This is a genomic window from Ruegeria sp. C9, from assembly GCF_056537585.1.
Genome location: NZ_JBQFRU010000005.1, coordinates 357,022 through 379,409 on the forward strand (window position 1 = coordinate 357,022; position 22,388 = coordinate 379,409).

Here is a 22,388-nt window from a genome sequence, read left to right on the forward strand (position 1 = left end):
TGCTTCAAGCTCTTTTCTAAAACCGGATCAGTCCAGCGTGCGCGTGACTTCTTCGCGCTCGAAGATTTCGATCACGTCGCCAGCGCGGATATCGTCGTAGTTCTCGAACGCCATACCGCATTCCTGACCCGACTGTACCTCGGCCACTTCATCCTTGAAGCGCTTGAGGGTCTTCAGCGTGCCTTCGTGGATCACCACGTTGTCGCGCAGCAGGCGTACGCCAGCCGAGCGGCGGGCAACACCTTCGGTGACCAGACAGCCAGCAACTTTGCCGACGCCGGTAACCTTGAAGACCTCTTTGATCTCGGCGTAACCGATGAACTTCTCGCGAATCTCGGCGCTCAGCAGGCCAGATGCGGCCGCTTTCACGTCATCCACCAGATCGTAGATCACCGAATAGTAGCGAATCTCGACGCCTTTCTGGTTGGCGGTGTTCCGCGCCGATGCGTTCGCACGCACGTTGAAGCCAAAGATCGGTGCACCGGAGGCTTCGGCCAGACCGACATCCGTCTCGGTGATCGCACCAACGCCCGAGTGCAGCACGCGCACGCGTACTTCGTCGTTGCCGATCTTCTCCATCGCCTGAACGATGGCTTCGGCAGAGCCCTGCACATCCGCTTTCATCAGAATTGGCAGCTCGGTGACGTTTTCGTCTTCCTTGGCCTTCTGCATCAGCTGCTCAAGGGTGGTCGCGGCACCGGCAGCGGCGCGTTTGTCCTTGGCGGCTTGCTCACGATAAGCAGCAATCTCACGGGCCTGCGCTTCGGTCTCGGTCACGTTCAACACGTCACCTGCTTCGGGCGTACCGTTGAGACCCAGAACCTCGACCGGAACCGAGGGGCCAGCTTCTTTGACGCGGTCGCCCTTGTCGTTGATCAGCGCACGGACCTTACCGTACTGCTCACCCACAACGAAGATGTCGCCCTGACGCAGCGTGCCGTTCTGAACCAGAACGGTGGCGACGGGACCACGGCCCACATCCAGCTGCGCCTCGATCACGGCACCTTGGGCGGCGCGATCTGGGTTGGCTTTCAGTTCCAGAATCTCGGCCTGCAGTGCAATGGCTTCCAGCAATTCGTCCAGACCCTGACCAGTCATGGCCGAGACCTCAACGTCCTGAACCTCACCCGACATCTTCTCGACGATCACTTCGTGCTGCAGCAAGTCCGTGCGGACTTTGTCGGGGTTCGCGTCGGGCTTGTCGATCTTGTTGATCGCCACGATCATCGGCACTTCGGCCGCTTTGGCGTGGTTGATCGCCTCGATCGTCTGCGGCATCACAGCGTCATCGGCGGCAACAACCAGAACCACGATATCCGTGACCTGAGCACCGCGAGAGCGCATCGAGGTAAAGGCCGCGTGGCCAGGCGTATCCAGGAAGGTCAGCGTGGTGCCGCCGTCGGTTTTCACCTGATAGGCACCGATATGCTGCGTGATTCCACCGGCTTCGCCGGCAACAACACGCGCGTCGCGGATCGCATCCAGCAGCGAGGTCTTACCATGGTCAACGTGACCCATGATGGTGATGACCGGCGGACGGGGCTGCAGATCGTCATCGCTGTCTTCGACCTCTTTGATGACGTCTTCAACATCCGAATCAGAGACACGCGTGACCTTGTGGCCAAATTCTTCGATGATCAGTTCAGCGGTGTCAGCGTCGATGGTCTGGTTCTGCGTGACCATCATGCCCATTTGCATCAGCGATTTGACAACGTCAGCGACACGCTCGGCCATACGGTTGGCCAGTTCCGAGACCATGATCGCCTCGGGCAGCTGAACGTCGCGGATCACCTTTTCCCGCTCGACCGTGCCGCCCATGGCCTTCTGGCGCGCACGCTCCTGCTTGCGCTTCATCGCGGCCATCGAGCGTTGGCGATTGCCTTCGCCGCCAGTGGCCTGACCAAGTGTCAGCTTGCCCGAGCGGCGGTTGTCGTCACGGCCCTTGCCACGGCCACGCTGCTCACGCTCGCGATCCTGCTTGCGCGGTGCAGCAGCAGGTGCAGGCTTGCTGGATGGGCTGCGCGCGGCTTTGGGCTCGGCGGGTGCCGGGGCTGCGGCAGCACGCTGGGCTGCTTCCTCGGCCTCTTTACGCTTGCGTTCTTCCTCTTCGGCCTTGGCACGGGCACGCTCTTCAGCTTCACGCTGCTCGCGTTCCTTGGCCTCTTGTTCGGCCCGGCGGCGTGCGCGTTCTTCTTCGCGCGCCTTTTCCTGCGCCTCACGGGCAGCGGCCTCTTCGGCCTCACGTGCCTTAGCGGCCTGCAACGCTTTCATACGGCGCGCCATTTCCGCATCGGAAATACCCGCCGGACGACGCGAAGGATCACCCGAAGGTGCCGCACCACCACTTGGTTTGGTCGCGCCCGGCTTGGGTACGACCACGCGTTTGCGTTTGGTCTCCACCACGACATTCTTGGTGCGTCCGTGGCTGAAACTCTGTTTCACATTTCCGGGGCGTGCCCCGCCACGAAGACCCAATGTCTTTTTGCCGTCACTATCGCTCATAAAGCTTCTTACCCTTCCGAGCGGCCCTTGCCGCCGTCATCCGTTTCGCGCAAGCCACGCAGGCGCTGCGCTTCCTCTACAACACGTTTGGCGAGTCCGCCAGAGGCCAAGGCCGCATGAATCACGGTTTGGCGCCCAAATGCCGCCCCAAGCTCATCCGCAGTCAGCCAACCGATATATTTCCCGAAGTGCGGCGTGCTGAGTTTCGACTTGCCGCGCCCCGATCCATCCGAGGCCTGAATCAGCACCTGGGCCTCTTCCCGGTCCAGCCACGATTTGACCTTTTCATACCCGGCGACTGCATCGCCGGACTTGCGCGCCAGACTGATCAGTTCAATCACACGACGCGCCACCTGTTTTTCAACCTCATCGGTCAGATCTTTGGCCGCGCTCACCTGCGCCTTGAAACCGCGTGAGAACAGTTTCTTGCTCACCGCCTTGTCCAGCGCGGCGCGATCTGCCGCCACATAGACCCCACGTCCCGGCAATTTCGCCGCGACATCGGGAAAGACCTGACCGTCCGGTCCTGCCACAAAGCGGATCAAGCCATATTTAGGCTGAATCTCGCCCGTGGCGATGCACTTGCGTTCAGGGCCTTCCGACCGATCCTTATGGACGCCACCGCGACCCATGTCAGCCACCCGAGGCCTGAGATCAGGCCTCGACCTCCTCATCGGTTGCTTCGCCGTCTTCTTCGGCCTGCTCCAGCTCGGCCGGATCAACCCAACCCAGCATGATGCGCGCGGTCATGACCAGATCCTGCGCCTCTTCAAGCGTCACGCCGAAGGGCTCCAGTACACCATCATCCTTGATGCGTTCGCCATCGACCGTGGTCCAGCCACCGGCCAGTTCCCAGTCAGCGCAGGTTGCGAAGTCTTCCAGCGTCTTCACATCATCCTTGGCCAGCGCCTCTACCATTTGGGGTGTCAGGCCTTCGAATTCAATGAGGCTATCCTCGGCACCCAGCGCGCGGGCTGCATCCAGCGCCGCCTTAGCCTGAGCTTCCAGGAATTCGCGTGCACGCGTCTGCAGTTCTTGCGCGGTGCCTTCATCCACACCATCGATGACCAGCAGTTCGTCCAGCTCGACATAAGCGACTTCTTCGAGGTTGGTGAAACCCTCTGAGACCAGCAACTGTGCAAAGAATTCGTCCAGATCCAGCGTTTCCATGAACAGCTGGGTGCGGGCTTCGAATTCTTTCTGACGGCGGGCCGATTCTTCGGCCTCGGTCATGATGTCGATGTCCAGATTGGTCAGCTGGCTGGCCAGACGCACGTTCTGACCGCGGCGGCCGATGGCGAGGCTCAGCTGCTCCTCGGGAACCACAACTTCGATTTTGCCCGCTTCTTCGTCCAGAACCACCTTAGAGACCTCAGCAGGCTGCAGTGCGTTCACCAGGAAGGTCGGCTGATCTTCGTTCCACGGAATGATGTCGATTTTTTCGCCCTGCAGCTCGTTTACCACGGCCTGCACACGGCTGCCGCGCATACCAACGCAAGCACCGACTGGGTCGATCGAGCCGTCATACGAGATTACGGCGATCTTGGCGCGCGAGCCGGGGTCACGGGCCACGGCCTTGACCTCGATGATGCCGTCATAGATTTCGGGCACTTCCATCTTGAACAGCTCAGCCATAAATTCCGGCGCTGTACGCGACAGGAAGATCTGGTGGCCACGCACCTCGCGGCGAACCTCTTTGATATAGGCGCGCACGCGGTCATTCGGGCGATAGCTTTCGCGGCCGATCTTGTCGTTGCGACGCAGAACGGCTTCGGCACCGCCCAGATCGACGATGACGTTGCCAAACTCTTCACGCTTGACTGCACCGTTGATGATGGTGCCCGCGCGATCCTTGAATTCTTCGTACTGACGATCACGTTCAGCTTCGCGTACCTTCTGCAGAATCACCTGTTTGGCGGATTGGGCAGCGATACGGCCCATTTCGACCGGCGGAACCTCTTCAACGAAAACGTCACCAACCTCTGGCGCTTCCATATACTGCTTGGCCTGTTCAACGGTCATCTCGGCCTGGTAGTTCTCCAGCTCCTCATCCTCGACCACGGTGCGGACGCGGGTAAAGGTCGCTCTACCTGTCTTGCGATCGATGCTGACGCGGATGTCCATTTCCGCGCCGTAGCGGCTCTTGGCGGCACGGGCGAGCGATTCCTCCATCGCTTCGACAACCAGACCGGGGTCGATCATCTTTTCGCGGGCCACGGCCTCGGCGGTCTGCAGCAGCTCCAGCTGGTTGGCTGAGGTGATTGCCATCAGTTCGTCTCCTCTTCGGACCCTTCGGTCTCAATCTCGTCGAAAGCGTTTTCGTTCAGCGCACCGGCGTCTTTGCGCTGGCGCAGCATTTCCTTGATCAGGTCATCAGTCAGGACCAGCTTGGCGTCGCTCAGCCAGTCGAATTGCAGACCGATAGTGATCGTCTCGTCCCCTTCGGGGATGTTGATCAGTACCTCATCCCCTTCGATCCCGGCCAATTCACCCTTAAAGCGGCGGCGGCCGTCGATCAGTTCAGCGGTCTCGATCTTGGCCTCGTATCCTTCGAAGGTCTCGAAATCCTTGAGACGGGTCAGAGGGCGGTCGATGCCGGGGCTGGACACTTCAAGCGTATAGGCATCAAGAATCGGGTCCTCGACGTCCAGCGTGGCACTCACTGCGTTCGAAATCTCGGCGCAGTCATCCACTTCGATGCCGCCATCGGGCTTGTCGGCCATGATCTGCATCGTGGTGGTCTTGCCGCTCATCAGGCGGATGCGCACCAGCTCATACCCCAGATCCTCGATCACAGGGGTGATGATCTCGGCCAGTCGCCGGTCAATCGCTGCTTTGGCTATCAGGTCGTTTGTCATTCAGGTTCTCTACCCTGTCATCGGGCACAAAAAAACGGGCGCGCGGCCCGTCGAATTTTCCGGTGGAGCCCCGGACCAGAAGTCCGACGCGCCGCTGTTGCAGTTGCATATACGCAGGAGTTCCTGAGTCTGCAACCCCCGGCGCAAATCGTGATCAAATTTACGCCAGCCACCACCGTTCGGCGATGCGCCCATCATCCAGCGCAGCCCGGCTGATCTGGCGCGGCATACCGACATGAGAGGCCATTGCCAACGCCATCTCGGTCTCAGACGGATGATATCGCAGCCCGCGTTGCGCGGTTAGCTCCTCACCAGCCGGGAGCGCTGCGATATCTACATATCCATCGCGCAATGCTTCGGCCCGCACTCCGGCGTCCGGGATCACGATAATCTCAAGCGTATCAACCCATCCTGCCGTTCCGCTTTTGTAGTGATTGGACACCCTGCGTGCGCGGAAATGGCGTTCATCCTCGGCCCGCTCAACCCGGTAGCATCCTGTGCCGTTGGCCTGAGCCAGTGGCGTCACGCCCCCTCGCGCAATGACAAACCGTGACCCAGCCAGCAAGAATGGTAGTCCCGGGTTACCCTCGGCCAATTGCAGCTGCACACGATCAGGTGCAATGGCCTCGGCCTGTCCAATATCTTCCAGAACAGCCAGTACATCGTTCACGTCCAGCTTGGTGCCATCGTGGAACACAGCATCGTCGCGCAGATCAAAGTTCCAGACCCGCGCATCAGCATCGGTCTGCCAATTTGTAGCCAGCTCTCCGCGCAGGGTACCATCGGGCGCGATCTCGGTCAGGCTGTCAAAGACTGCGCCCCGAGCCACCTGTTCCAAACTATTGTCGCGTGGCACCGCCAGCCGTAAGGTGCCGCCCTGTTTCGGCGTATCGGCCAGAGACGCTCCTGTCGCCGCCAGCAAAGCGGCGGCGGCGCCCGAGGCAAATAATGCGCGACGGTCGATGCGAGTCATACCGTTTCCTCCGACACGCGATCCATGATCCGAACCAGTTCCGCGCTGATGCCCGGTTCTGACAGGGCGTGACCGGCTTGCCGCACCATCTTCAGTTCGGCATTGGGCCAGCGCTCGGACAGGTTCCATGCAGCCTGCGGTGGGCAGATCATGTCATAGCGTCCCTGAACGATGTGACCGGGAATATGGGCAATCCGGTCCATCTGATCCAGAATTTGCCCGTCATACTCAAGAAACGCCTTGTTCGTGAAATAGTGATTCTCAAGCCGCGCAAAAGTTCGCGCGTATTCGCCGGGACTTTCCCCAACCGACCCATTGGTGTGGATCGAGGCCAAAGCGTTTTCCCAATGTGACCAGGCGCGAGCATACAGGATCTCGGTCGCGCGGTCGCCCGAAAACAGGCGCTTGTTGTAGGCCGCAATTGCGTCGTTTACTTCATGTTCGGGCAAGAGAGAGGTGAACTTGGCCCATTGTTCAGGCCAGAATTTGCCCGCACCACCGCCATAAAACCAGTCCAGTTCGGCCTGTGTGGCCAGAAACACGCCGCGCAATACCAGCCGATTTATCCGATCTGGATGTGTTTGGGCATAGATCAACGCCAGTGTCGCGCCCCAGCTGCCGCCAAAGACGATCCAATCTTCGATGTCGAACAATTTGCGCAGACGCTCGATATCCGCCACCAGATGCCATGTCGTGTTGTTTTCGACCGACGCGGTTGGCCGCGACCGGCCACATCCGCGCTGATCAAAGAGAATCACCCGATAGGCATCCGGGTTGAAATACCGTCGCATCGCCGGGCTGCAGCCGCCGCCCGGCCCGCCGTGCAGGATCACCACTGGTATCCCATTGGGATTACCGCATTGTTCCACATAAATACGGTGCCCATCGCCCATATCGACCACGCGCTGATCAAACGGATCGATCGGCGGGTAAAGATATTGAACTGCGCGCTTTTGGTCCGGGTACTTATCCATTACGGCCCTATATAGTCCTTAAGCGTAAAAGAGCACACGGAGACAGGAATGCAAGCGCATCCGAACACGGTTGACCCGTCCGAGATCGCAAAATTCGAGGCGATGGCTGCGGAATGGTGGGACCCGCATGGGAAATTCAAACCTCTGCACATGCTGAATCCGTGTCGCCTGGATTATATCACACAGCAGATCGCAGGCGAGTTCGACCGTGATCTGAAAGCTCCGCGTCCCTTCGAAGGCTTGCGCCTGCTGGATATCGGCTGCGGCGGCGGGTTATTGAGCGAACCGATGGCGCGTTTGGGCGCCACGGTCGTGGGCGCCGACGCCGCCGAAGGCAACCTGCCTGTCGCGCGCATCCATGCCGAGCAATCGGGGCTACAGATCGACTACCGCCACACTACCGCCGAAGACATGGCCGCCGCAGGCGAACAGTTCGATGTGGTGCTGAACATGGAAGTGGTCGAACACGTCGCTGATCCGTTGGGTTTCCTGACCGCATCGCAGCAATTGCTGAAACCGGGCGGGTTACTGATCTGCTCAACCATCAATCGCAACCCGAAATCCTACGCGATGGCCATCATCGGGGCCGAGGTCGTCATGCGTTGGCTGCCGCGCGGCACGCACGAGTGGAACAAGTTCATCACCCCGGATGAGCTGTTCGACCTGCTGCGCCAGGCCGGGCTGGAACCGGTGGACCGCAAGGGGTTCGTCTTCAACCCGATCCTGTGGAGCTGGTCGATCTCGGACCGGGATTTGAGCGTGAATTACGTGACGGCGAGTGTGAAGCCTAGGTAGGATGGGTTTTCAACCCATCTTGCAAGCGTTTTCGATCTTAAGCGATGGGTTAAAACCCATCCTACGCTTGATTATTTTAAGGCTAAACGGTGAAGGTAAAACGCTGAGGCAAAACCAGCTTCGTCCAACGAGTGTTTGAGACGCCCATTTAGAAAAACGCGATGTGGTACGCCCGGGTCGCGCCAAATGTCGATCCCGGACGCCGCATCCGCATTGCAGACAACATCCCTCGGCTTGACATCCTTCCATTCAGGAAGTCGGAAAAGGTCATCCCGATCGGGTCGGCGACGCAGAAGGCCCTTTGACTCAGCAATGTTCAGCGTGCCTGATTTGTTTGCGATCCACAGGATCGAGTAGTTCTGCTCAATCGGTGTGATCTTGTCTTTTTCGAATAGGTTGACGGGATAAAGCCCCCCTTTTCCTAAGTCGAAGTTCTTGAGGACATCGGCCACATCTGATCGGACCGCGAGAATTCCAAACAACGCGATTACAGGAGAATACTTGCCGTAGTGAGGCTCAAAATCATGATCTTCAGGTGCAACCTCTTGAAAGAAATCCGGCAAGATATCCTGCTGCTCTAGCGGTTCCCCGAGGCGCTGCCAACGATACAGGTTCGCATGATAACCTGATCCGGGCTGCCACCTGAAGGCCTTGAAGCGCTCACTTGGTTCTTCAGGAAAATCATCAGGGACAAGCGCCCGGAATGGCCTCTGCAGGTCCATCCCGACGGTAATGTCGGAAACCCAAATTTCATCCGTCATCTTTTGCGATCCTTTGGCGCAGTTGGCGCAAAGCCCCTACTCCCCCTCCAACTGCAACCGTAAATCCCTCAACACGGGCAGCGTGCTGCGGACCCGCTCCAGCCCCAGCTCTCCAACGACGCGGTTGATCAGCGGGGCAATCGACGAAATCGCCTGATCGCGCGCCCTCCGGCCAGCAGGGCTGATCGCCACCATCTTGCGGCGGGCGTCGTCCCAGTCGGGGCGAATGTGGATGTATCCGGCCCATTCCAGCTTGGCCAAAGTGTTGGTCATCGCCCCACGCGTCACGTGGAATGTTCTGGCCAGTTGCGCCGGAGTGCGCTCGTCGCCGACAAACACCAGATGGTTCAGCACCGAGAAATGCGAGATTTCCATACCTTTGGGCAGCACCCGGCTCAGCCGATTGCGCAATAGCTGATCTGCGGTCAGGATCTCGCTGAACAGCGTGACCGCCAGGGCATTCTTTTCGTCAGTCATGGTCCGGTTCTGGATCAGGGTCCGTCAAAGGGGCGGACATGTGTTAGTGAAGGCACGCGCCGACGCGCCTCTGTAACAGACCTATCATCCAAATCAAAAAAGTGAATGCCCGGATCGGTGCCTGCGTCGATCAGCACCTCGCCCCACGGGGCGACAACCATGCTGTGGCCGTGGGTATAACGGGTCTTTCCTCGAGTTTTAGGGTGCTCACCCGTCTGCGCCGGAGCCAGCACCCAGCAGCCGGTCTCAATCGCCCGCGCACGCAGCAGCGCTTCCCAGTGGGCCGTGCCGGTGACGGGAGAAAACGCGGCAGGAACCGTCAGAATCCGTGCCCCGGCCTGCGCCAGAGCGGCATAGAGGTGCGGAAAGCGGATGTCATAGCAGATGGTCAAACCAACCTTGCCGAAATCGGTGTCAGCAATCACTGCTTTCTGGCCGGGGCGGTAGTTCTTCGATTCGCGGAAGGTCTCGGATTCCGTGACCTGCACATCGAACATGTGAATCTTGTCATACCGCGCCACGATCTGCCCCTGCGGGTCGATCATGAAGCTACGGTTGGCAAAGCGGCCATCGGTATCATGCGTTTTGATCGCTAGTGACCCGATCAGCAGCCAAACACCCAAATTGGCGGCCTGTTCGCCAAGGCCCGCCAGAGTGATATCGTCCTCTTCATGCTGCAAAACCTCGCGCTGCCGAGTGGTGCTGGTTGAGACGCAATTCGTAACTTCAGGCGTCAGAATGAACTGCGCACCTTGCGCAGCCGCATCGGCCATCATGGTTCGCACCATGTCCAGATTCTCGGTCGGATCATCCGACGCGGTGATCTGCAGCAAAGCGGTTTTCATCAAGCCGCCAGCAGGCGGTCCAGCTTGCCCTGACGTTCAAGCTCGTAAAGATCGTCGCACCCACCAACATGGGTGGTGCCCACAAAAATCTGCGGCACAGTGCGTTTTCCTGCCGCGCGCTGGATCATTTCAGGTTTGCGTTTCGGATGCATCAGCACGTCGATTTCCTTGAATTCGACGCCTTTCTGTTTCAACAACCGCTTGGCCGCATGACAAAAGCCGCACAGCGGCGAGGTGTAGATTTCTACCGGCTTCATATTCCGTCCCTTTGGGTTTCGCACATTCTTGGGCGAATTAGGCATCCTTGGCAACGCGCGCCAGTACCAACACGAAAATATGATTTGCCCCTGACGCGCGACAGACACGCGCGCAGGCGTCCAACGTCGCACCCGAGGTCATAACATCATCGACCAGAAGAATATCCCGGCCTCTGATCATGGGTGCACGTTTTCGATGCAGAGATATGGCGTTGGACAGCGCAAGGGATCGCTCAACCGCAGTTTTTCCATCCAGAACAGGGGTGCGTACCGTGCGTACCAGAAGATCGGGGCAGACGCTCAACTCCGCTTCCCGGCCCAGATGCCCCGCCAGCAGCACCGATTGATTGTAGCGACGCTTGATCAGCCGGGTCCAGTGCAGCGGAACCGGCGCGATCAGCATGTTCGGGTGCAACAGCTCTTGCCCGGCTTGAGCCATCCAGCGTGCGGCAGGGCGGGCCAACTCAGGCCGATCCCCGTGCTTAAAGGCAAGTATGAGTGCCTTCGCGCGCCCCTGATACAGCAACGCTGCCCGACCATGCTGCCACGCGCGTGGTGCCCTGAGGCAGTCATCACATTCAATCCGGTGTCCGTCCTGCACGCCGGGAAGTGGCATGCCGCAGCTTTCGCAGACGGTGCCACCGATGAACGGCGTGTCGCGCCAGCATGCGCCGCAGAGGCCGAAATCGGATTCGGTCAGTGCTCCGCAGGACAGGCAACGCGGTGGGTAGATCATCTCGACAGCGGTTTGAATCCCCTGACGAATGCGATACTTGCGGCTTATGAAGCTTCCGTCCGACACTACACCCTCTCTGTTTGACCGCGCCGTCCTTGCGCTTCACCGCAGCCGCGCGCGGGACGACGCGCTTTTCCTGCACCGTGCCGCTGTAGACGAAGTGCAGGATCGTCTGTCCATGGTTAACAAAACCTTTAAGGCACCCGCCGTCGTGACGCCCTTTCCCCATATCTGGGAGGGGTTGTGGCCCGAGGCCCGGGTGATCAGGGATGAAGATGTTCTCGACCTAACTCCAGGAGAGCATGATCTCTTGATACATGCGATGGCACTGCATTGGGCAAACGACCCGGTCGGCCAACTGATCCAATGCCATCGCGCCCTAAAATCCGACGGATTGCTGTTAGCGGTATGTTTAGGGGGCGACACCCTAAAGGAATTACGCGCGGCCTTGGGTCAAGCCGAGATCGAGGTGACTGGCGGTCTCAGCCCCCGTATTGCTCCTATGGCCGAGCTTCGTGATCTGGGGGGGCTGCTGCAGCGGGCCGGGCTGGCTTTGCCCGTCGCCGACAAGGCGACACTGTCTGCGGAATACCGCGATCTGCTGCATCTGATGCGTGATCTGCGTGCGATGGGAGAAACCAACGCATTGGCCGATCGCCTGAAACACGCGACCCGACGTGCTGTTTTTGACAAAGCGGAAGACATCTATGCCGGACATTACAAATCGCCACAGGGCCGCCTGGCGGCAACATTTGAATTGATCTGTCTGACGGGCTGGGCCCCCGATGACAGCCAACCCAAACCTTTGCGTCCGGGATCCGCCAAGATGCGGCTGGCTGATGCGCTAGGTACGGATGAGGGCAAACTGCCCGATTGACGACCGGCCTTTTCCCTATATCTCAGGCCAGACACCACAAATCAGGAAGCTTTCAATGTTTGATGCCACTCGTCCAACCCATGCCCCTGCAGACCATCCCAAGGTCAAGATGGGCCGCGTCGGCATCCTGCTGGCTAATCTGGGAACTCCAGATGACTACAGTTATTGGCCTATGCGGCGGTATCTGAACGAGTTCCTGTCGGACAAGCGCGTGATCGACTACCCGGCGTGGAAGTGGCAGCCGATTCTGCAAAGCATCATTCTGACCAAGCGGCCTTTCAGTTCGGGTGAGGCGTACAAGTCAATCTGGAATCACGATAAGGGCGAAAGCCCGTTGATGACGATCACCAAAGATCAGACTGCCAAGCTGCGCGCAGCGATGCAGCAGCGGTATGGCGATCGGGTGATGCTGGATTTTTGCATGCGCTACGGCAATCCTTCAACTCCGTCGAAGGTCCGAGAGATGGTAGAAGAAGGCTGTGATCGCATCCTGTTCTTCCCGCTCTACCCGCAATACGCCGGTGCCACGACTGCTACAGCAAATGATCAGTTCTTCCGCGCGTTGATGAAAGAGACATGGCAGCCTGCCAGCCGAACTGTTCCGGCCTATTTCGACGAACCTGCCTATATCGATGCGTTGGCGAGCTCTGTCGAGCGCGCCTATGCAGATATGGAGACAAAACCGGATGTCCTGGTCTGCTCGTATCACGGGATGCCCCAGCGCTATTTGCAGCAAGGGGACCCCTATCACTGCCAATGCGTGAAAACATCAAGGCTACTGAAAGAGCGTCTGGGATGGACGGATGATCAGCTGATCTCGACCTTTCAATCGCGCTTTGGACCTGAAGAATGGCTGAAGCCCTACACCGTCGATCACGTGGCTGATCTGGCGCGTCAGGGCAAGAAGAACATCGCCGTCATCGCACCTGCCTTCTCTGCCGATTGCATTGAGACACTGGAAGAGATCAACGAAGAGATCAAAGAGAGCTTCGAAGAGGCGGGTGGTGAATCGTTCACCTATATCCTTTGCCTTAACGACGATGATTCGCATATCGCCGCGCTGAGTAAAGTGATCGAAGACAATCTGCGTGGTTGGTTAGACTAATCGCGCGCTTTCACCAGACACGAAAAAAGGCGGTGGTTTGCACCACCGCCTTTTAAGTGCATAAAGTCTCGTCGACTTAGCTTGCTGCAACAGCTGCGGCAACAACAACCAGCAGGATCAGCGGCAGGATGATGCCCTGCGACGAACCTTGGGTCTCTTCGACAACAACAGGTGCTTCAACAACCGGCTCTTCCAGGTTGCCAGCATATGCGGTCGAAGCAGCAGCGGTCAGAGCAGCAGCGAGAACGAGTTTCTTCATATTAACCTCCAGAATTTGCGCGATTCCCAATAGCGAAACCACGCATCTAAGACTTACCTCGTGAGTTTTTCTAATCAGCAATGCAGGCGGATTGCAATTGCAACTTGTCCCGCAAGCGGGTTCGTGCGCGAAAATGTCGTCAAATTAGCAACACTTGCGTGCCGACCTTAGCCATAGAAAACAGTTCGGCGATGTCATCGTTGAACAAGCCAATGCACCCGTTCGACGACCGGCGTCCAATTTTACGCGTATCGTGGGTGCCATGGATGCGATAATACTTCCAGCTCAGATATAAAGCGTGTGTTCCCAGCGGGTTATCAGGACCCGGCGGAATATAATCCGGCCATTCAGGGTTGCGCTTTTTCATCGATGGCGTCGGTGACCAGCTTGGGCCTTCCACCTTGCGAATGACACTGGTGCGTCCGCGACGGGTCAATTCCTCGGTCAGAGGCACCGAAGAGGGGTACAGTTTGTATACGGATTGATCATCTGACCAATAATGCAGCGCTCTGGATACGGTATCCACCAGAATGGCGCCGTTTCTTGTGTTCGAAAAATAGGGCTGCCAGTCCAGCGCACGGAATCCCGACACATTGCGGCGTACCGGAGCTTCCGGTTCCGGGGCGGGGCGTAGCGGGTCGCCCGGAATATACTGAGCCAACGCAGGCGAGGCCAAGCTGGCGGTTGCACCGGCCAGGAATCCCCGGCGCGTCGATGTAAGAATATGTTTCTTGACCATGGAGATCGGTCCTCTGCTAACAGCAAATGCAAAATCTAAGGCATTTTATGGCCAGAATGCTTCAGTCGCAAATCAAACCGGCAGAATCACGCAAGGTTGGGGCATTGTAGGTTTGCTCCGGGCGGTCAAGCAGGCTATTTCCCTTCTCGACACAATATTTAGGCCGATCATGACACGTATTCTTTCTCTACTAGCGATTTGTTTTGTCGCACTTGCGGCATGTACCGATTCGGGCACATCCGCTATTGGCGCCGATGGCAGGCCGCTGCCATCCGTGTACAAAATTCGTGGCAACCCTGAAAAGCTGCAGTTCAGAATGCTGGATTCGGTGAATGCCTTGCGGCAAGCATCTGGCCTGCAACAGGTCCAATTGAACTCGCAACTGAATGCAGCTGCCGCCACTCATGCGAAAGACATGGCGCGACAGAATCGGCCATGGCATTTCGGTTCGGACGGTTCGTCTCCGTTGGATCGCGCGGCGCGCGCCGGTTACTTCGGTACATTCCTGGGTGAAGCGATCTCGGAAACCTTTGAGACCGAGACCGAAACGCTGGCCGCATGGATGCAGGAACCCGGTCCTCGTGCCGTGATCATGGACCCGCGCGCCACCCAGATGGGATTCGCCTGGCACCAAGAAGGCGGTGGCAAGATCTGGTGGACGCTGGAGATGGGATCCGGCGGCTGATCACGCCAGCTAAAGAAACAAAAAAAGCCCCCGACAAATCGGGGGCTTTTTTTGTTGATAAGTGGGCCAATCAGGCAGCTTGCATCGATTGCGCTTCAGTCAGAATGGCATACAGCTTTACCGGGTCAGGGTTGGCCCGCAGCTTGGCGCAGACCGATTGCTCGCGCAGCGTGCGCGAGACCAACGCCAGCGCCTTAAGGTGTTCAACCCCCGCCTCTTCTGGCGCAAACAGGGAAAACGCCAAATCGACCGGCTGACGATCGACCGAGCCGAAGTCGATGGGCTTTTCCAGCATGACAAACACACCCGAAACCGATTCTAGTTCGGAAAGCCGTGCGTGCGGAAGTGCAACACCATGTCCAACACCAGTTGGGCCAAGGCTCTCCCTCTCAAGCAGGCTGTCTACGATCGTCTGAGCATCCAGCCCAAGCGTCGCGGCGCCCACATCGCCAATTTCCTGAAACAAACGCTTCTTGCTGGAAGCAGCGGACAGTACACGCACCGCTTCTGGCTTTAGAATGCTCGAAAGCTCCATCATTTTGCTCCTAAGCCGTGCCCCCGGCTATTCGGGGGCAGGCCGATTTGTCTTGCCTGTTACGGATCGATCCAACCGATATTGCCGTCCTCGCGGCGATAAACGACATTCAATCCGTCCTTGTTCTCATTTCGGAACACCAGTACCGGAGCACCAGCGAGTTCCATCTGCATGACGGCTTCACCAACACTGAGCGATGGGATCTTGGTTTCCATCTCAGCCACGATCATGGGCTGCAGCGATTCGGGTTCGTCTGCCGTCTCCGATTCGTCAGAGGCGAGGATATAAGAGGACGCGCCAAAGAGTTCAACCGGCTCGGATCGATCCTTATGGTGGTCTTTCAGGCGGCGCTTATAGCGTCGCAGTTGTGTCTCCATCTTGTCGCAGCAGCCTTCGAATGCCGCGTAGATCTCGGTCGCGTGCGCCTTGGCCTGTGCGGTCAGGCCGGTCGACAGATGCACGGTGGTTTCGCATACATATTCATGCGCCGAACGGGAAAAGACGACATTGGCGTCTGTAGGCCGCTGGGCATATTTGCCCACGACCTCGCCCAGTTCGGTCTGCACATGGGTCTGCAGGGCCGCACCGATGTCGATCTGTTTTCCGCTGATTTGGTAACGCATGTGATCTCCTTCACAATTCACACCCATTCTGACGTCGCGTAACGCAACTGACTTGTTTTTATCGGGTGGGGGGTATCGGCATGTTCTGCGGTTGCCGTTGGCCCGGCCCTTCAACGAAGGGAGATCGAGATCCAGTTTGGAACCGAAGAAATGCCATATGCCAATTGAGCCAAGAGGTGAGGGAAGAGTCAATCAAAACAGGTGTGTATATACGTGATTTCCGTCATGCATCAGGCGCATCTCCGCACAACCTTATGAAATACGGAAGTTTTCACCCAGATAGACCCGGCGAACATTTTCGTTTTCGACAACTTCGTCGGGCGTGCCTGACATCAAAACCTGGCCGTCATGCAAGATATAGGCCCGGTCCACAATCTCCAGCGTTTCCCGGACGTTATGATCCGTGATCAGTACTCCGATGCCACGCTTTTTCAGATCGGCCACCAGATGCCGGATATCACCGACACTGATCGGATCGACACCCGCAAATGGTTCGTCCAACAGCAGATATTTCGGATCGGCGGCCAGACAGCGCGCAATTTCGACCCGTCGGCGTTCCCCGCCGGACAATGCCAATGCAGGCGCTCGGCGCAGGTGTTCGATGGAAAAGTCCGATAGCAGCTCTTCCAGCCGCTCCTTGCGGCGATGGGCATGTTTAACCGTGATATCTAGAACCGAAGCGATGTTGTCTTCAACGCTCATCCCGCGGAAAATCGACATCTCCTGCGGCAGATATCCGATCCCCATCCGGGCACGACGATACATCGGCAGGGTCGTGACGCTCTGCCCATCAATCGTGACCGTGCCCGCTTCGGGGAAAACCAGACCCGCGACAGAATAAAAAGTGGTGGTCTTGCCCGATCCGTTCGGGCCTAGCAACGCTACGACCTCGGAGCGGTTCAATTCCATGGACACATCGCGAATGACGGTCTTCTTGCGATAAGACTTTCGTAGCTTTTCGATCTTCAGACCGGAAGAACCTTCAGCGATGGAGAGTTCGGGCCGGTTCATCAGTTGCCACCTTGTTGCAGAATGGTTTTGACACGCCCTGACATCGTCGCGGTTCCCGTCGTCAGATTTGCAATCATCTCGTCGCCGCTGATGATACTTGGGCCCTGCGTCAGCAACACGTTGCCCTTCATCTCAATCACGCCGGAATCGATGGTGTATTCTGCCCAATCACCCTCGGCTGCGTCGGGCGGACTGACCAGAACCACGTTTTCGGTGGCCTCCATCCGTTCGATGGCCGAGCGTTCTTCGTTATAGATGACAAGAACCCGGTCTGCCGTCAGGCGCATCTCACCCTGGATGACAATGACGTTGCCGATAAACTCGGCCGATCCATCTTCCTGATTCACGTTCAATGTCTCGGACGTCACCTCGACCGGCAGCGTCGGGTCGGCATTGACCGAGCCGAACGCCACCTGAGCCTCTTGTGCAGAAACAGGTGCGGCCCCGACAGCCACGGCTAGACACAAAAAGGCGACACGTAAATCGAACACAAGTTATCTTTCTGCTTTTTGCGGCTCATATATCAACTTCACGCCGCCTGTAAAAAGAATATGAACCGGACCGTCCTTTTTTTCAGTCCCAAACACCATTCTTCCGGCAGTAAAGTCGCCAATCGGACCGGTTCCGTCAATCTGTCCAGGGCTATCACCACGTATTTCATCCAGCGACGTATTCAACAGGTCGGTGGTGACCTGGATGCCGTCTCTGGTGGTGATGACCACATCCCCTGCAAACGTTGCAGTACCCTTGTCTGGCCTGATGATGCCTGTGTTGGATTCGAGTGTGATCTCGCCCCCATTGCTTAGTCCAAAGCGACCCTGCACTTCGGCTGCCGTCGGCGTGTCGCCATCGCCACCCTGACTGGCCCTTCGGGCTTCGACGCGGATTTCCTCGCCCTTGCGGGTGACACCTTTATAGTCGGGCCGCGTGACCACCTGATCTGTCAGCCGGTCGTCAATATCCTGATCACTGAACGGCACCGAGACATTGGTGTCGACGCTGCGAGAAAGAAGAAAGACAGAAGACAGCAACAAAATCGCCACAAGCGGTAGCAGTACCTTCAGGAACTGCACCCATCGGGAATGGCGATCAACTTCAGCCATCTTCCTAACCCAATCCTACACGCAGACAGTCATGTATGTGCAGCAGACCCAAAGCTGGACCATTTGTGTCAGGATCAACCACAAAGAGTGACGTGATCTTGCGATCGTTCATGATTGCAACCGCCTCCTCCGCCATGGCACTTGGCGCAATGGTCATTGGGTTTTCGGTCATCACCTCTTCGGTGTTTTTGCTCAATAGTCCGTCCATGTTCCTGCGCAGGTCGCCATCGGTCACAATACCCAGCAAACGACCTGCATGATCAGTGACTCCCACAACACCAAAGCTCTTCTGACTCATGACCAGCAGCGCCTCGCTCATCGGGGTGCCAGCGGTCACCAAGGGCAAATCTTCATGCATCAGATCACGCACAGTAGACAGTTGCGCCCCCAACTTTCCACCGGGGTGGTAAGCGCGGAAATCTTCGGGTTTGAAATCCCGGTACTTCATCAGCGCAATCGCCAGCGCGTCGCCCATCGCCAGTGTCAGCGTTGTCGAGATTGAGGGCACCATCCCAAAACCACAGGCCTCTCCCAGTGACGGGATAAGCAGATGCACATCCGCCTGTTTCATCAAGGTGCTTTCCGGCTTGCTCGACAACCCGATCAGCGGAATTCCAAAGCGACGCGTAAAGGCCAGCAAGTTCGCCAGTTCCGGCGCTTCACCTGAGTTCGAGATCGCAAGGACCACATCGCCTTTCGAGACCATGCCCAAATCACCATGGCTGGCTTCGGCGGGATGGACAAAATAGGCGGGCGTACCAGTGCTGGCCAGAGTCGCCGCGATCTTGTGGCCAATATGGCCGGATTTGCCGATACCACTGATAATGATGCGGCCAGTGGCCTGCAGGATCAGTTGCACGGCTTCGGCGAAATGCTCGTCCAAGCTTTCGGCAAGGACCTCCAATGCGCGGGCTTCGTCGGTAACGACCTGCCGGGCTGTTCTGAGGAATGCTTCGGTGTCAGTCATGAGTGCGCAAAAATATCAGTTTCGGGCCAGCCTGCGAGGTCAAGCTTCGCACGCATTGGCAGGAAGTCAAAACACGCCTGCGCCATTTCGGTGCGGCCTTCGCGGGCCAGACGTCCGTCCAGTGCATCCCGCAGTTGGTGCAGGTACAAAACATCCGATGCCGCATAGTCCAACTGGGCATCAGTCAGCGTTTCAGCGCCCCAATCGCTCATCTGCTGCTGCTTCGAGATATCGACGCCAATCAGTTCCTGACACAGATTCTTAAGACCATGACGATCAGTATAGGTGCGCACCAAACGGCTGGCGATCTTGGTGCAATAGACCGGGGCGGCCAAAGCGCCAAAGGTGTGATACATCGCAGCAATATCGAAGCGGCCAAAGTGGAACAGCTTCAAAACATTCGGATTTTCCAGCATCGCACAGAGGTTCGGCGCCTGCGTCTGCCCAATCTCGACCTGAACGATATGGCTGTTGCCGTCCCCTCCTGACATCTGGATCACGCACAGGCGATCTCGATGCGGGTTCAACCCCATGGTTTCACAGTCAATGGCCACAACCGGGCCCAGATCCAGCCCGTCCGGCAGGTCATTTTTATACAAGTGGTTCGCCACGGAAATGTCCTTTGTGCGCTTTCGGCCCCGAGATAGGCGGTTTGGCCCGCAAACTCAACGCCGTCCTTGGAAAAGCGGCACCCTTGACCTTATGGCCAACACGAGAACTATGGATGCGACACCGCGATTGAGAAATTCCGACAATGCTCAGCATCCTGAAAAACCGTACCTACAGACACCTGTTGGCCGCGCAGGTCGTGGCACTGACTGGAACCGGGTTGGCGACGGTGGCCCTTGGGCTGTTGGCTTTTGATCTGGCCGGAGAGTCCGCAGGGTTGGTTCTTGGTACCGCTCTGACGATCAAAATGATCGCCTATGTCACCGTTGCCCCGCTTGCTGCTGCCTTTGCCGAGCGGCTGGATCGTCGCCGGATGCTGGTCGCACTGGATCTGGTACGCGCCGTGGTTGCGCTCTGCCTGCCTTTCGTGTCCGAAATCTGGCAGGTCTACGTGCTGATCTTTGTGCTGCAATCCGCCTCAGCCGGATTTACACCCGCGTTTCAGGCCACCATCCCGGATGTGCTGACCAACGAACAGGACTATACCAAAGCCCTGTCCCTGTCGCGGCTGGCTTACGATCTGGAAAGCCTGCTGAGTCCGATGCTGGCCGCCACCTTGCTGCTGTTCGTCAGTTTCGACAGCCTGTTTCTGGGCACCTGTGTCGGTTTTGTCGCCTCGGCCTTGCTTGTGGTGTCTGCAATTTTGCCCTCACCCAAACCATCCCAGCCGCGTGGCATCTATGACCGCACCACGCGCGGCATCCGAATTTACCTTAAAACCCCGCGCCTGCGGGGGCTGCTGGCGCTGAGTTGGAGCGCGGCCGCGCTCAGTTCGATGGTCATCGTCAACACGGTCGTGATCGTGCGCGGCGATCTTGGACTTTCTGAAAGCGCTGTTGCCGTCGCGCTGGCCGGGTTCGGTGGCGGTTCGATGCTCGCGGCATTTGCACTGCCACGCCTTCTGGATCACAATCCAGAGCGTCGCGTCATGCTGGGTGGTGCATCATTGGCGACGGGCACCATGGCAGCAGCGGCGCTGCTATCTGCCACCCTACCGATGACGCTGGGCTTACTGACAACGACCTGGCTATTGGTCGGCTTTGGATACTCCAGCACGTTGACGCCCTCGGGCCGCCTGCTGACCCGATCCGCCCACCCCGAAGATCGACCCGCTGTGTTTGCCGCACAGTTCACTCTGTCTCATGCTTGCTGGCTGGTGCTTTATCCCCTGGCCGGGTGGCTGATGACTCGCTTTGGCGTAACTGTGGCCATGGCCGGAATGGCGACCGCAGCGATTCTGGGTCTGGTTCTTGTGCTCATTGCCTGGCCACGGCGCGAAGACAATGCGGTGGTTCACGGCCACCCTGACCTCCCACAGGATCACCCCCACCTGTCTGGGCCAAAACCTCATGCGCATCCGATCATCATTGATGAACTGCATCCCCGTTATCCGCACCAGCCTTGAGCCCGAACACCAAACTACCCTAAACCGAGGCGAAGTTGCCTGAACCCGGAGCCGCAATGGACCAGCTTGACCGACGCATCATCGCCGCCTTACAGCACAATGCGCGCGACTCGACGACCCGCATTGCAACAACACTTGGCGTCGCGCGGACAACGGTGCATGAACGCATCAATCGAATGGAAGAGCGGGGCGTCATCGCTGGTTACTCGGTCGTCCTGCGCGAAACCGTAGATACGCCACGCGTTCAGATCATCGTTCTGCTTGAAGTGCAGCAGAAAGAAACCACACGGATCATCAAGCGGCTTGAAGCTTATCCCGAGGTCAAACTGTGTTTATCAATCAATGGCGAATTTGACCTGCTGCTTTCCGCCGAAGCGCCACGGATCGAAGACCTCGACATTCTGGTCGATGAACTTGCGCGCATCCCTGGCGTGTCGCGCACCAACACCAGCGTGGTCTTCGGTCGAAAGATTGATCGAAACTAAGGCACGCTAACTCTCTGTAAACAGGTAACTGGATAGCTTGGCCCGGACTGATCAGAATCCCGGACCGGCAGAATGCCAATTCAAAACCTCCTGATTGCGGCGCTTATGTTTTTGGCGCAGGCCGCAGACGCGGCGACAACGGCAGCTCTTTGTGACCGCGCAGCGCAACGGGCTGCGCTGGCCGAAGACGTTCCGCTCGATGTTCTAAAGGCAATTGCCCGCGTTGAAACAGGCCGCACGCTGGACGGGGTTCTGGAACCCTGGCCATGGACCGTCAATCGTGAAGGACAGGGATATTGGTTTGCCTCCGAGGTTGAGGCAAAGTCTTACGTGTTCGACATCTTCAAATCCGGTGTACGCAGCTTTGACGTCGGTTGCTTTCAGATCAATTATCGTTGGCATGGTAAGGCTTTTCGCTCGATCGACGCGATGTTCGATCCGGATGAAAACGCAACCTATGCAGCACGGTTTCTGGCCCAGCTTTATGCGGAACTTGGATCATGGCCTGCCGCTGCCGGGGCCTACCACTCGCGCACGCAGCACCTTGCGGCCTCATATTCTGATCGTTTTCAGACCGTCTTGGCGCAGCTGGATGGCTCGGGCACAGCCCACGAACGCGATCCATTCACAGCATCTGCCAGTCCGCTCATCCCGCTGAACGCTCATCCGGTCGGCCAGAACGCGCTGGGGTCACTGGTTCCCGAAACCTCTACAGCCACCGCCTTTATCGCTTTCAATTAGGAGCAG

Annotated in this window: 27 protein-coding genes; 7 read left to right on the plus strand and 20 right to left on the minus strand. The window is 57.9% G+C overall.

Annotated elements, in window-relative coordinates; all coding sequences use genetic code 11:
* Positions 1-27 precede the first annotated feature (27 nt).
* The 6 genes from infB to pip all read right to left on the minus strand — a co-directional run bounded on the left by infB (position 28) and on the right by pip (position 7,307).
* On the minus strand, positions 28-2,502 hold the full coding sequence (infB, locus tag ACR0NE_RS15250; protein ID WP_170597169.1) for a translation initiation factor IF-2: 2,475 nt from the start codon (positions 2,500-2,502) through the stop codon (positions 28-30).
* A gap of 8 nt (positions 2,503-2,510) precedes the next feature.
* Entirely contained in the window at positions 2,511-3,134 is a 624-nt protein-coding gene (locus ACR0NE_RS15255; protein ID WP_170597168.1) for an RNA-binding protein, read from the minus strand.
* A 22-nt stretch (positions 3,135-3,156) separates the two neighbouring features.
* Positions 3,157-4,770, minus strand: coding sequence for a transcription termination factor NusA (gene nusA, locus ACR0NE_RS15260; RefSeq protein WP_170597167.1), 1,614 nt, complete (start codon positions 4,768-4,770; stop codon positions 3,157-3,159).
* The gene (gene rimP, locus ACR0NE_RS15265) at positions 4,770-5,360 is read right to left on the minus strand and encodes a ribosome maturation factor RimP (RefSeq protein WP_010442531.1); all 591 of its coding nucleotides are present in this window, start codon (positions 5,358-5,360) and stop codon (positions 4,770-4,772) included. Before rimP ends, nusA begins: the two co-directional genes overlap by 1 nt.
* Positions 5,361-5,520: 160 nt before the next feature.
* The gene (locus ACR0NE_RS15270) at positions 5,521-6,333 is read right to left on the minus strand and encodes an ABC transporter substrate-binding protein (protein ID WP_170597166.1); all 813 of its coding nucleotides are present in this window, start codon (positions 6,331-6,333) and stop codon (positions 5,521-5,523) included.
* On the minus strand, positions 6,330-7,307 hold the full coding sequence (gene pip / locus ACR0NE_RS15275) for a prolyl aminopeptidase (protein WP_170423351.1): 978 nt from the start codon (positions 7,305-7,307) through the stop codon (positions 6,330-6,332). Before pip ends, ACR0NE_RS15270 begins: the two co-directional genes overlap by 4 nt.
* 48 nt (positions 7,308-7,355) lie before the next feature.
* On the opposite strand from pip, the gene ubiG reads away from it, so the two are divergent.
* Positions 7,356-8,102 carry a bifunctional 2-polyprenyl-6-hydroxyphenol methylase/3-demethylubiquinol 3-O-methyltransferase UbiG gene (gene ubiG, locus ACR0NE_RS15280; RefSeq protein ID WP_170408667.1) on the plus strand — a complete coding sequence of 249 codons (747 nt, stop codon included), beginning with the start codon at positions 7,356-7,358 and terminating at the stop codon, positions 8,100-8,102.
* Between the two features lie 71 nt (positions 8,103-8,173).
* On the opposite strand, the gene ACR0NE_RS15285 is transcribed toward ubiG, so the two are convergent.
* The 5 genes from ACR0NE_RS15285 to ACR0NE_RS15305 are packed head-to-tail and all read right to left on the minus strand — an operon-like array spanning position 8,174 to position 11,244.
* Positions 8,174-8,863 carry a hypothetical protein gene (locus ACR0NE_RS15285; protein ID WP_170597165.1) on the minus strand — a complete coding sequence of 230 codons (690 nt, stop codon included), beginning with the start codon at positions 8,861-8,863 and terminating at the stop codon, positions 8,174-8,176.
* A gap of 36 nt (positions 8,864-8,899) precedes the next feature.
* Positions 8,900-9,340 carry a MarR family transcriptional regulator gene (locus ACR0NE_RS15290; RefSeq protein WP_170597164.1) on the minus strand — a complete coding sequence of 147 codons (441 nt, stop codon included), beginning with the start codon at positions 9,338-9,340 and terminating at the stop codon, positions 8,900-8,902.
* A 14-nt stretch (positions 9,341-9,354) separates the two neighbouring features.
* On the minus strand, positions 9,355-10,185 hold the full coding sequence (locus tag ACR0NE_RS15295) for a carbon-nitrogen hydrolase family protein (RefSeq protein ID WP_170597163.1): 831 nt from the start codon (positions 10,183-10,185) through the stop codon (positions 9,355-9,357).
* On the minus strand, positions 10,185-10,442 hold the full coding sequence (grxC, locus tag ACR0NE_RS15300; protein ID WP_170395334.1) for a glutaredoxin 3: 258 nt from the start codon (positions 10,440-10,442) through the stop codon (positions 10,185-10,187). Before grxC ends, ACR0NE_RS15295 begins: the two co-directional genes overlap by 1 nt.
* Positions 10,443-10,479: 37 nt before the next feature.
* Entirely contained in the window at positions 10,480-11,244 is a 765-nt protein-coding gene (locus tag ACR0NE_RS15305; RefSeq protein ID WP_480459814.1) for a double zinc ribbon domain-containing protein, read from the minus strand.
* On the opposite strand from ACR0NE_RS15305, the gene ACR0NE_RS15310 reads away from it, so the two are divergent.
* Both ACR0NE_RS15310 and hemH read left to right on the plus strand, forming a co-directional pair.
* The gene (locus tag ACR0NE_RS15310) at positions 11,225-12,055 is read left to right on the plus strand and encodes a methyltransferase domain-containing protein (RefSeq protein WP_170515690.1); all 831 of its coding nucleotides are present in this window, start codon (positions 11,225-11,227) and stop codon (positions 12,053-12,055) included. The two genes, ACR0NE_RS15305 and ACR0NE_RS15310, sit on opposite strands and share 20 nt — an antisense overlap.
* Positions 12,056-12,110: 55 nt before the next feature.
* Positions 12,111-13,160, plus strand: a complete 1,050-nt coding sequence (gene hemH, locus ACR0NE_RS15315) for a ferrochelatase (protein WP_170597162.1) — start codon at positions 12,111-12,113, stop codon at positions 13,158-13,160.
* A gap of 76 nt (positions 13,161-13,236) precedes the next feature.
* Here the strand turns inward: hemH and ACR0NE_RS15320 are convergent, their stop codons facing one another.
* Together ACR0NE_RS15320 and ACR0NE_RS15325 are read right to left on the minus strand one after the other, a co-directional pair.
* Complete coding sequence (locus ACR0NE_RS15320; protein WP_010442520.1) at positions 13,237-13,419, minus strand: hypothetical protein; 183 nt, start codon at positions 13,417-13,419, stop codon at positions 13,237-13,239.
* Between the two features lie 139 nt (positions 13,420-13,558).
* Positions 13,559-14,158, minus strand: coding sequence for a L,D-transpeptidase (locus tag ACR0NE_RS15325; RefSeq protein WP_170395325.1), 600 nt, complete (start codon positions 14,156-14,158; stop codon positions 13,559-13,561).
* 169 nt (positions 14,159-14,327) lie between these two features.
* On the opposite strand from ACR0NE_RS15325, the gene dalA reads away from it, so the two are divergent.
* Positions 14,328-14,843, plus strand: a complete 516-nt coding sequence (dalA, locus tag ACR0NE_RS15330) for a divisome-associated lipoprotein DalA (protein WP_255611997.1) — start codon at positions 14,328-14,330, stop codon at positions 14,841-14,843.
* Between the two features lie 70 nt (positions 14,844-14,913).
* Here the strand turns inward: dalA and ACR0NE_RS15335 are convergent, their stop codons facing one another.
* From ACR0NE_RS15335 to ACR0NE_RS15365, 7 genes are all read right to left on the minus strand, one after another.
* Entirely contained in the window at positions 14,914-15,378 is a 465-nt protein-coding gene (locus ACR0NE_RS15335; RefSeq protein WP_170395318.1) for a PTS sugar transporter subunit IIA, read from the minus strand.
* Between the two features lie 59 nt (positions 15,379-15,437).
* Entirely contained in the window at positions 15,438-16,001 is a 564-nt protein-coding gene (gene hpf, locus ACR0NE_RS15340; RefSeq protein ID WP_039541074.1) for a ribosome hibernation-promoting factor, HPF/YfiA family, read from the minus strand.
* A 252-nt stretch (positions 16,002-16,253) separates the two neighbouring features.
* The gene (lptB, locus tag ACR0NE_RS15345; RefSeq protein ID WP_170395315.1) at positions 16,254-17,012 is read right to left on the minus strand and encodes an LPS export ABC transporter ATP-binding protein; all 759 of its coding nucleotides are present in this window, start codon (positions 17,010-17,012) and stop codon (positions 16,254-16,256) included.
* Entirely contained in the window at positions 17,012-17,503 is a 492-nt protein-coding gene (locus ACR0NE_RS15350) for an LptA/OstA family protein (protein WP_480459812.1), read from the minus strand. Before ACR0NE_RS15350 ends, lptB begins: the two co-directional genes overlap by 1 nt.
* 3 nt (positions 17,504-17,506) lie before the next feature.
* Positions 17,507-18,115, minus strand: coding sequence for an LPS export ABC transporter periplasmic protein LptC (locus ACR0NE_RS15355; RefSeq protein ID WP_170408672.1), 609 nt, complete (start codon positions 18,113-18,115; stop codon positions 17,507-17,509).
* 4 nt (positions 18,116-18,119) lie between these two features.
* Positions 18,120-19,082 carry a KpsF/GutQ family sugar-phosphate isomerase gene (locus ACR0NE_RS15360; RefSeq protein WP_170597161.1) on the minus strand — a complete coding sequence of 321 codons (963 nt, stop codon included), beginning with the start codon at positions 19,080-19,082 and terminating at the stop codon, positions 18,120-18,122.
* Positions 19,079-19,693 (minus strand): ribonuclease D, encoded by a 615-nt coding sequence (locus ACR0NE_RS15365; protein WP_170597160.1) that lies wholly within the window; start codon positions 19,691-19,693, stop codon positions 19,079-19,081. The genes ACR0NE_RS15360 and ACR0NE_RS15365 overlap by 4 nt, the downstream gene beginning before the upstream one ends.
* A gap of 143 nt (positions 19,694-19,836) precedes the next feature.
* Between ACR0NE_RS15365 and ACR0NE_RS15370 the strand changes: the two genes are divergently transcribed.
* From ACR0NE_RS15370 to ACR0NE_RS15380, 3 genes are all read left to right on the plus strand, one after another.
* On the plus strand, positions 19,837-21,156 hold the full coding sequence (locus ACR0NE_RS15370) for an MFS transporter (protein WP_170597159.1): 1,320 nt from the start codon (positions 19,837-19,839) through the stop codon (positions 21,154-21,156).
* A gap of 56 nt (positions 21,157-21,212) precedes the next feature.
* Positions 21,213-21,641, plus strand: coding sequence for an Lrp/AsnC family transcriptional regulator (locus ACR0NE_RS15375; RefSeq protein ID WP_170597158.1), 429 nt, complete (start codon positions 21,213-21,215; stop codon positions 21,639-21,641).
* A gap of 72 nt (positions 21,642-21,713) precedes the next feature.
* Positions 21,714-22,382 (plus strand): transglycosylase SLT domain-containing protein, encoded by a 669-nt coding sequence (locus tag ACR0NE_RS15380; protein ID WP_170597157.1) that lies wholly within the window; start codon positions 21,714-21,716, stop codon positions 22,380-22,382.
* Positions 22,383-22,388 lie beyond the last annotated feature (6 nt).